The sequence below is a fragment of the Eubacterium album genome (assembly GCF_025336545.1).
Taxonomy (GTDB): Bacteria; Bacillota; Clostridia; order Lachnospirales; family Lachnospiraceae; genus Eubacterium_U; species Eubacterium_U album.
In genome coordinates, this window is the sequence record NZ_JAODBU010000011.1 from 150626 (window position 1) to 161115 (window position 10490).

At 32.7% G+C, this 10490-nt stretch carries 6 protein-coding genes and 2 pseudogenes; 1 reads left to right on the forward strand and 7 read right to left on the reverse strand.

All coding sequences use genetic code 11. The annotated features are described in order from the left end of the window. Window positions 1-436: 436 nt before the first annotated feature. From N5B56_RS11315 to N5B56_RS11330, 4 genes and pseudogenes are all read right to left on the reverse strand, one after another. Window positions 437-1054 carry a sugar O-acetyltransferase gene (locus N5B56_RS11315; protein ID WP_260978984.1) on the reverse strand — a complete coding sequence of 206 codons (618 nt, stop codon included), beginning with the start codon at window positions 1052-1054 and terminating at the stop codon, window positions 437-439. A gap of 36 nt (window positions 1055-1090) precedes the next feature. Beyond that, on the reverse strand, window positions 1091-1249 hold the full coding sequence (locus N5B56_RS11320; protein WP_158562608.1) for a hypothetical protein: 159 nt from the start codon (window positions 1247-1249) through the stop codon (window positions 1091-1093). A gap of 53 nt (window positions 1250-1302) precedes the next feature. Continuing rightward, window positions 1303-4641 (reverse strand): lectin like domain-containing protein, encoded by a 3339-nt coding sequence (locus tag N5B56_RS11325; RefSeq protein WP_260978985.1) that lies wholly within the window; start codon window positions 4639-4641, stop codon window positions 1303-1305. A 524-nt stretch (window positions 4642-5165) separates the two neighbouring features. Next, window positions 5166-5525 (reverse strand): annotated as a pseudogene (locus tag N5B56_RS11330) (2-iminoacetate synthase ThiH); the annotation flags it as partial. A gap of 62 nt (window positions 5526-5587) precedes the next feature. Between N5B56_RS11330 and N5B56_RS13545 the strand changes: the two are divergent. Continuing rightward, window positions 5588-6241: pseudogene (locus N5B56_RS13545) on the forward strand (IS91 family transposase); the annotation flags it as partial. Between the two features lie 442 nt (window positions 6242-6683). Here the strand turns inward: N5B56_RS13545 and N5B56_RS11340 are convergent. Genes N5B56_RS11340 through N5B56_RS11350 form a run of 3 tightly spaced genes read right to left on the reverse strand, consistent with a single transcriptional unit; the run spans window position 6684 to window position 10271 of the window. Continuing rightward, complete coding sequence (locus N5B56_RS11340) at window positions 6684-7619, reverse strand: ComEC/Rec2 family competence protein (RefSeq protein ID WP_260978987.1); 936 nt, start codon at window positions 7617-7619, stop codon at window positions 6684-6686. A 16-nt stretch (window positions 7620-7635) separates the two neighbouring features. After that, complete coding sequence (locus N5B56_RS11345) at window positions 7636-8775, reverse strand: TaqI-like C-terminal specificity domain-containing protein (protein WP_260978988.1); 1140 nt, start codon at window positions 8773-8775, stop codon at window positions 7636-7638. A gap of 14 nt (window positions 8776-8789) precedes the next feature. Next, the gene (locus tag N5B56_RS11350) at window positions 8790-10271 is read right to left on the reverse strand and encodes an HsdM family class I SAM-dependent methyltransferase (protein WP_260978989.1); all 1482 of its coding nucleotides are present in this window, start codon (window positions 10269-10271) and stop codon (window positions 8790-8792) included. Window positions 10272-10490 lie beyond the last annotated feature (219 nt).

A 10490-nucleotide genomic window follows, 5' to 3' on the forward strand; every position in this document is an offset into this window, starting at 1 on the left:
TTTAATTTTCCCCGTAACATTTTGCCACCCATCGTATAACAAAAAACGTTAGACATAAATATATCCAAGAGATATAAATTCGTCTCTGTAACACAAATTAATACAAAAGTATAAACTTTTCCTTATTACATAAATTTATCGTAGAGATGTAATTTTTTCTTTGTTACATAAATTTATATATTCTGCATAAATTTATCTCTAAAATTTCATGTTATTAATTAAATTCCCGCTCAATATATATAAAATAATTTTACCATATTTTAGTAACCATGCCCATTAAATAATTCCATAAAATGGGGCTTTTCTAAATTGAATCGATTTTAATTTTAAAATCAAATGGCACACAGATAACAAAAAAACTACAGTAGTAAAAATAATGTCTATCCACAAATTTTGCAGACACTTTTCTTACTACTGTAGCATTTATCTAATATCATTATATTTGTATATCATCAAACATATCTTTATCTGTAATTTTTCTTTTAACTTTGCATGGATTTCCCACAGCAATAACTCCTGCCGGTATATCCTTTGTCACAACACTTCCTGCTCCAATTACACTTCCTTTTCCTATTGTCACTCCACCTAATACAGTTACATTTGCTCCTAACCATACATCTTCTTCAAGCGTAATCGGCGCACTGGTAAGAACGTTGCTTCTCTGGGACGGATGAATGGCATGCCCCGCACATGCAAGACATACCCCCGGTCCTATAAACGCTCCATGCCCGATATTTATAGGTGATGTATCAAGCATCACCACATTATAATTTATAACTGCAAGTCCGTGAAAATGAATATTCAATCCAAAATCACATTTAAATCCTAGTCCCGGAAACGCAAGCTTATTATACGTTCCGAAAAGTTCTTCCATAATTTTTTCTTTCTTTGCAACTTCATCTTCATTTAGACTTTCAATTTCTTTTAATAATCTTTCCGCTCTTCGTCTTAATTCCGGCGGATTATCAAATGGATTGCAATGATATGGTTCCATAGAAGTAATCCTCGCAAGAGCTTTATCCATATTATTTTGTGTATTCTGAATTTCTGACATAGTTGGTCTCCTTAGCTAGAAATTTATTATTTTGTATTATACTTTATATTTTTCAAAAACACTACACTCCACCCTAACACCAAAACTTCCACCACCGGCATTACAGCCCATAAGCCCTGATGCAAGTGTCGCAAGGGCGTTAGCCCCAACTCCCTGTCCAATTACAATTGCATCTGTAAGTGTGTAAATTGACATTACCATTGCGCTACCAAGTGACGGTATTATAACAAATATGGAATAACTGTCAATTACTTATAAAACCGCTTACTCACTTTAAAAGATTTTACACTACTCCATTTGCCTTTGTCTTTTCCAACTATTGCTCTCACTCTTACATAATATCTTTTTCTAACACGTAATTTTCTTAACAGATATGTATTTTTTCCTGTACGTTTTGTTCTTACGTTTTTCTTAAATTTTCTGTCAGTTGAATACTGTATCCGATATATTTTAGCCTTACTTACCTTTTTAAAAGTAATTCTCACTTTTCTATTTTTAAATTTTTTTACTTTTAGAATTTTTGTTTGCTTTAAACTCTTTTTATTTACACCGTCAACACGAGTTGTAGTTTTTCCGTTAGTTGTTGGTTCATTTTCCTTTGTTACAACTTGTCCAAAAGTTGTAGTTGATTCTTTTTCTGATGTTGTTTCGTCAGTTGTTTGATTTTCTACAGTAGTTTCTGATGTTGTATTTTCTGTAGTCAATATTTCAGTTGTGGGTTCTACTGTGACAGTTGTCTCAGTTTGTTTCTCAGTTGTTGGTTCTAATGTAGTTGTCACTTCCGTTGTTGGCTTTAGTGTTGTTGTCACTTCCGCTGTGGTTGGTGCTTCTGTTGTTGGCTCTGATGTTGTTGTCACTTCCGCTGTGGTTGGTGCTTCCGTTGTAGGCTCTGATGTTGTTGTCACTTCCGCTGTGGTTGGTGCTTCCGTTGTAGGCTCTGATGTTGTTGTCACTTCAGTTGTGGTTGGTGCTTCCGTTGTAGGCACTTCTATAGTTGGATTCTCCACTTTGTTCTCCAATTTTGTGTATACCTTTATTCTTCCTACATAGTTTTTAAGTTGTGTCCATCCACTACCATTGTTTATATATGACATTTCCCTGCCATTTTTATATGAAGTCATTATTTTGGCGTCGCCATTTTCATTTGAAACACTTACTATTGCAGAGAACCATTGGTCTTTTTCAATCTTTACCGGCTGATTCAGTTCTATTGTTACATATCCACTGTTTTCAAAATACGCCGTTGTAGTATTTGCCAGGTAACCACCTGAAACTGGTACATTGTCCTGTCCGCCATAAGGATAATCTACATTTTTGTATATCTCCACTTTAGCGGTTACATTTTCACCACCAATAGCCACATTTACTGCTTTTATATATTCATCTTTTAAATCATCAGATTTTTTTGCTTTAAACACATTTGCCACTGACTTATCTTTTCTTAATGGGAAATCGTCCATGCTTCCATCATAGTAATAATTAAAGTCATACTTGTCCTTTGGTGCAAATGAAAATGCATAAGAACAACTGCTTGTATTGTCATATGACAGCCAAAAATACTCCAATGATTTGTAACTGTTTTTTACAAGCCAGCCACCCTTTTGGGTAGCACCATTTGGCACAAATTTGTCTGATGGGATATTGTCATCCCAGCCAATGATTGTGCATGCATGGGGAGAAATTGTACTGCTATGTTCATTCTTTGGATTGTAGTATAACGTTTCTCTTGCATTATTGTACTGAAATGTTACTGCCCCATATTTTGCTATGGCTTTTTTTATTGACCTAATGTATTCTTCCGGATTTGATTTGTTTTCAGGTATATAAATTGCATTTTCAAATCTATATGATGGATTTTCATATGGGTTTGTCGTAACCACATTACCCGATACCGGTGCCCACCACATTGAATATAACTTGGCAATTTTTAGTGGGTCTCCTGACTGCGTCAAATAATTTACTGATTGCCAGTCTCCATCTGTATTTCCCAATGGATCGCTTTCTCTCTTAAAAACTCTATAAGCTGCCGCCATCGGATTTAATGATAGTGTATCTTTTGTTACTGTAGAATCAATTCCACTTTTCAAAATGGATGATTCTGCTGCCGCAATGCTTGAATATGCCCAACACAAATTGGTATCTCCCTGATCTTTTACAGGTGTTACTATGCCATCGTCCCTTCCATCATATTTTTCCCTGTCTGATATCTCTTTAGTTTCAGTCTGTTGTTCTTCAAAATCACCTTCTATTTTAAATGTTAATTGATTATCAGTTATATTTGTGACTTCAACATACATATCATCGGTTATTTCCAAGCTCTGATTCAGTTTTAATGGTGCGTCAGATTTTGTTGCATATGTGCCACCTAATGTTTCATAATTCCACTTTCCTGCAACGCATCCCATATTGTTTGGGAATTTTGTGTCTTTGTCCACCAAATAACAAACAAGTCCTGAACTAATTGTCAATCCTTTTAGCTTCGTTCCATCTGTTTTATACAATTCTTTTGACTGACAATCATATTTATTACCACCTGTGCCAAAATTTCTATATTCTAAGTACAGTGTTTTATTGGTTCCTTTTAAATTTAATTTGTATCCGACTATCTGTGAATCTCCTCTAGTCGATGCTTCCTTTAAGGTATACTGTCCATTTTGATAAATTGTTTTAACATTGTCAGATGTAAGCCACCCCTTTGCTTCTCTTTCTTTTACAGATATAAACTGTGGCACAGGTGACATATGCTTTGCCATTGCAGACATATAATATACCGGCGAACTATTTGAGCTATTGTACAAATCCTTAAATCCTAAAATGTGCCCCATTTCATGAGTCGCCACTGCCATAGGCAAAATCACGTTTTCCCGATTATCCTTGTATAAATAATTATAAGAATTTGTCACCTGTACATAGTTTTTACTTGTAATTGTTTTTCCATCTGCATTTATTTTTACGTAATCTGCATAATCCTTATAATTCCATAAAGGGGAGGACCAACCCACAGAAATACTCTGAGTTGTATTTTTGTAAATAATGGTGATTGCATCAATTGCCCCATCGTTGTTTTTATCAAGTTCAGAAAAGTTGTACTTTTTTGTACCATCATAATTTGTAATCACATTGCCCGCTAATATAGCTCTGTTTATAGCTTCAGACCAGTCTGTTTTTAGTTCGTACATACGCTGTAATTTTTCGCCATTGTCCGTATAGCCTTCAGGATTTTCATCGCTGTATTCAGCATAGTAACCTCTTGGATGTGACAATTGTATAGAACCACCCTTGTCGAATAAATACACACTATTCATATGTAACTTTCCATTTGAAGCAGTTTCATAATAATCTGAAACATTAAAATCTGCATTGTTGTAAGAATTATCTGTAATTTTTCTAACAGCTTCCCCATTATAAGAATTATCTATAAATTCATCTTCATCTAAAAATCTTGCAAATACTATAAGATTTGTAAAATTACTTTCTTTTGTTTTATTTTCTGTATTTTCATTCGTATCATCAGCAAAAGTTGCGCCACTAAAAAGCATTGTCATAACCGTAACAAACGCCATGATTATACTAAACCCTTTTTTCATAAAATCTCCTTTTAATCATTTATTCTTTTACACCTTAATTATATATTCATTATAGCATTTACCAGATTAACTTTGTATTCTAATTTTTTAGAATTATAGGCTCATCATACCAGACATTATACAACCGCCTTTGGCACCGCATTTGATTATTTCATCCATTTGTACATCTGAAAGTTTTATTCCTCCAATTGCTTTGGCAATGATTCTTTGCATAAATGTCTGTTTGTGACACATATAACTTTGTCATATATGTCCGCTGTTTCATTTTTTAATGTAGTATTCATAAATTTTACCTTTATATATTTTTATATGAAATTATTTTGTATGTTATCATTTCATGCGCTACCATTTCGTACGCTATCATTTTGTATGTTATCATTTTGTATGTTATCATTTAGTATGCTACCATTACGTAGCTTATTTCATCATGCCACTAACCGTAAATATAATCGCTTATTACCGGTTGCATTCCACCCATTAAAGCTCTTTCCTGAGCGTTTACTCTATATGGAAAAATTCTTTTATGACCTGCTCTCACCTGTAAGTATTAAAATTTCCTGAAGTCCTGTCTCTGCAATTGCCTTCATCTCTTTGTCAATTTCTTCATCGTTAAGACAGGCTCATTTTATTTTGTTATGGCAATTAAATCCGCAATAAATACAATAATTCTCGCAATAATTTGCTATGTAAATTGGTGTAAACATATATGTACTATTTCCAAAATGTTTTCTTGTTTCCACTTGTGCTGCTTGAGCTATTTCCTCAATAAAAGGAAGCGCAGCCGGTGATAATAAAGCTTTAAAATCCTCAACAGTTCTTTCTGTATTATTAATTGCAACTTTCACGTCACGTTCCGTATATTTTTCATAATCATACTTATTCATTTCGCCCCTCAATCTTGAGGGGTGGGCTTTTCTTTTGCTTCATTTTTCTGCATAATAGACATATGAATATCTTACAAAGAATCTTTACCAACTATTATGAAGAGATTAAATATACTCTTCATCCCAGAGCTTCTGAGATAGAAAATATCGAAAAGATGATAAACTGTGGTGATCCTTCTTTTGGTGGTGCTATGTACGGCTACCCACACTGTGGAAATCTTAAGTCCGTTCCTTTTCGCTACCACAGCCGTTTCTGTCCCTCTTGCGGTAACAAGTATTCCATGGAACGTACTACATCTATGTCTTTTAAACTGGTTAACGTTCAGCACAGACACTGCGTCTTCACGATTGATGAAAATCTCCGTGATTTTTCGCTTCAGGACAGAACTCTGCTTCATTGTTTTTTCCATTCTGTTGCCAGTGTTATTTTCCACATGTTCTTTAAAATGAACAAATCCAAAAACTTCACTCTCGGTTATATCATGGTTCTTCATACTTTTGGCAGGGATCTCAAATGGAATTCTCACATTCACTGCCTGATTTCCGAAGGTGGCTACAGCTATAACGACGTGTTCGTTACCTTCCATTACAATCGTCACGAAGACGAAAAGTATGTCGAAAAAACTCTCCCTGCTATGGATTTCATAAAACGGTTAATCATACACATCCCTGAAAAGCACTTTAAAATGATTCGATATGATGGAATCTATGCCCGCCTCCCGGCAGGCTGTTTTCAATTTACCAGAACGCTAACTACGGTCTTTCCTATAAAGAAAAAAAGACTCCAATGTGACTAATTAATCACATTGGAGCATTATTCTCCTATATTTGCCGAAATGGTATCATATTGGTATCACCTCGGTAATATTATATACAATTATGTGGTTCTAAGCCCTTTATTTAAAATGTCTACTTGACGGGTAGCACACCATTTACTAGGCTTTGCGAGCTTTTGAAAATTATTCAAACTCGGCAAGTTGTTGATTTGTCTTAAACTATTTTGTTTAATTTTTATTTGAAATCTGCCGATATTTTACTTCATTTACACATTTTATTTTGGCTTACTGATTTTCTGTTGCCAAAGTGTTGCCATAACAATTATACCAGAATAAATGAGCAAAACAACTGTATTTCAATTAAACAAATAATAAACTTGCATTATTCTTGACATGCAATATGATTTAATAAAGAAAAATTTTCCTTTTCTGTCCTTATTTCATATGCAGTATCAGTTACTGCAATTTCTATATCGCCATAACATTTTCTATTAAATTCATTTGCATTACAATGACAAAGACTCGTGAATTCTGTACAATAAACTTTTATATTTTTTTCTTTCAAAAGCTCAATTGTTTGCATGTCGGGATGCTTATATTTTTTATTATCACCGGACGATATGATAACATCTCTAGGTTGCAAAATTTCTAGTATTTGTTTCAACCCGATTCCACTTTTTTCATCATAAAAAGCTCCATGATGTGGCATTTTTAAAACTTCACATTTCAATTCAGGCATTCGTTCTAATAACTTTTCCCATCCGCTTCCTTCTAAATCCCCAGAAAAAAGGACATTACAAACATCATTTTCTAACAAGCATACAATTGAAGTATTATTTGTATCATTTTTTAAATATGCTTCTGTAGATTCAGCCACATTAGGATATATCAAAAATAATTTCGATTTATCGTTTGAAATCAATTCCCTTTTTTGAACTGAAGTATCATTCTGTCCCATCAGCAATGTTATTCGCTGCTTCTGATAAATTTCTATAAATTTTTTTAATATTAGTTTCATGGTTTTAGTTGGTTGTCTCTTATCTAGATTAAAACATATATTTTTAACAATACCTACCGCCATATATTTTTCCAAAAAATCATTTACACCTCTGCATTGATCTGCATCTGAATGAGAAATAATTATCAAATCAACAACCTTAATCTTGTGACTTGTTAATTCCGTTAATAACTTATCAGAATCTACAATATCTACAATAACAACATTTTCATTCTCTGAATGACCACTATTTAAATATATTACAGAACTATCGCCATGTCCAACATCTAGAAATTTAACTCTTTGATTCTCACTTTCCATTATTGTTCTCCTCCTATCACTCAGAAATTTTGCTGCTCAATAACGCAATAATTTCATCATCATCAAGGTACGAATACACTAATGGTTTAATCTCAAAAAGCTTTCCTGCATGATATTTCGCTGAAAATTCTGCTCCTTGTCGCAAAAACCATCCTGGCATTGATTTTTCAATTTTTATCTCCTGTTCTCCAAATTCTGCTAGATAAACAGTACAATACATCCTTTCAGTATCAATTTTTTCTACCTGCCCTGAAATATTATGATACTCCTCAAGTTCTACATTCGCTGAAGGCGAATTATCTCCATCTCTTGTATAAACTTCAAAAAATTTAGTTATTTTTTCTCTCTCATCCTTTCCTAACTCAAAAGCTTCAAAAATTATGTCATCAATTTTTTCCTGAACTTCCTCTACTTTTTCCTTATCATCCAATGCATAAGCCTCTTTTATACTCAAATAACATTGCTCAATCTTGCTAATCTGCACATCACTAAATTCTGGCACAGGTATGCTTCGCACTACACTAGTTGTAAGGGTTCTTTTTACACACTCCCTACGTACATATGCATTAATTATTTTGCTATTTATCAATGCGCAGAGGACATAATTCGATACTTTCTTGTCCTCAGAAATTACCACAAAAAATGAATGACTAGGATAATATCCGTCTTCATCTACTAGAGCATTAATACAATTTATTTCTCCTGGAGTAGAAGACATTTTTACCAATATTTTATTAGAAGCCGCATATATACTCTCGTAATCTCTACGCAACCTCAATCCTTTGTAATCTTTTTTTATTTCTTTTTCTTCTTCCTTAGACATATGATAATCAAAAAAGCCTACATTATCACGCATTTCAGGTGATATTACATATTTTCTAAAATTATTTGCATTAGCAATATAAGGAATCCATCCATCAAATTTCATTTGTGAAAAATTATAGTTTGATGGCATCATAATTCCCATAACATTTTGTGTAATATCTCCAATAGTTCTCTTCCCTTTTACAATTTTTTGAAGTATATCTTCTATAGGTGAAACACTAATTCTATATCTAGGTTCATTCTTCCAAGAATTTTGAATGTTAATAAAAAATTCAAAATCCCATCTGCGATGTTTAAAATAACCTCTAATAGATTCTTTATTTCTTACCAATACCTTTATTTTTGTTAAACATTCACATTGTGTTTTCTTTTTTTGAGCAACAAAACTACAGTCGAACAATTATTTTCAAAAATCTGTCCTGGAAGCATCCAAAGCTCCATAATATCAAATTCGTTTAGTAACTTTTTTCTTTGCAATATTGAACTATCATTTTGCAGAAAACTTTCCGGCAAAATTATTCCTATAAATCCTTCATCATGCAACCACTCTAAATATTTATCTAAAAAAGCTGTAGCCTTCTGTGTTTTCTGACTATTTCCACGAACTTCTTCATATGGTGGATTTCCTAATATAACAAATGGTTCCTTTATTTTAGATTTGCTTATACGAAGCAAATCTCCTGCATGAATATTCCATTTATTTCCATAAGGTAAGCTGTATAAAAGCAAAGATAATCTAGCAACTTCTGACGCAAATTTATCTATGTCATATCCTTCTATCATCCTTGTCAAATAATCATGTCTATCAAACTCAGTCTTTTCGTAACTTGCCAAATCCTCAAGTCTTTTGCATGTACTTAAAAGCAAACTTCCAGACCCACAAGTTCCATCCAATACATACCTTTCGTTAATAGGAATACTTTCAAAAGGAATACATGAAACTATCTCCTGGCTTAATATCCTTGGTGTATAATATATTCCAAATTCTCTCCTAATATTTTCAGCTTTCTTTTCACTAAGTTGTAACAAAGTAGATTCATAAAAATATCCCAATAATTCATGATCAACACTTTGATAGTTTATACTGCAATTTAAATTTTTGTATATTTCACTAAGTAAATCTTTTCCATACTTAAACATTAACTTATCACTAAAATATTCTATATATGTTTGTGACAAACTAGTAAGTAAATCAAATATATCTGGTACTTTTTCATCTGGTCTTATTTTACTATTGATAATTAAAGCAGAAATCACATGCATTGTAATGCTTGTGATATTATTTAAATCTTGACCATTAATATTTTTTTTACTTTTTAAATATTTTTTTGCTGCAAGCAACCCCTTTTCAAATTCCTCACTTAATATTTTACAAGTTGCCTCTCTTGAAAAGTCAATTAATCCTGATGCCTCAAAAATATTCATTTGCCTATATCCCATTTTAGCATCAATCAAATTATCAGACATAAATTCAAATCTATTTTTTTCAAAATATAAATGAATAATATTTTCTTCATTGTCGCTAAGCAATGTCGTTTTCTGTGGTGCTATGTTCCAAACACGCACATGTATGTTCTTAGATATAATAACAATTGGTGTTGCTAAATATTTAGCCCCCTCTAAATATTTTGTTTCCTCGCTGTCATCAGTTACCTCCTGTATAGCTATACAGGAAGTTGAAACATCCTTCAAATATCTATCACTAAACGCAACATAATCAAACTTGATAGCGGAGGTACCATTAATTTGTACAGAATAATTCTCAGAAAAATGTTCATTACTATATCCCAATGATCCAAGCATATTTTTTATATATACACTTTTCATCGTTGCACCTCCTTAACATTTCAAACATTCTACTCTATAGTCCGTTTTATTATAGCACATATTTATGCCCAAATCTATCATTATAATCCTTAAACTTATACACCTAAAATAAAATTTTAAATTCCACTCTCCTACCTTACAGTGGAATTTACTTTTACATAAGTGGAATTTAACCTTTCACACCATTTTCATCTACCCATTTGCATATTTGTTTCTTCC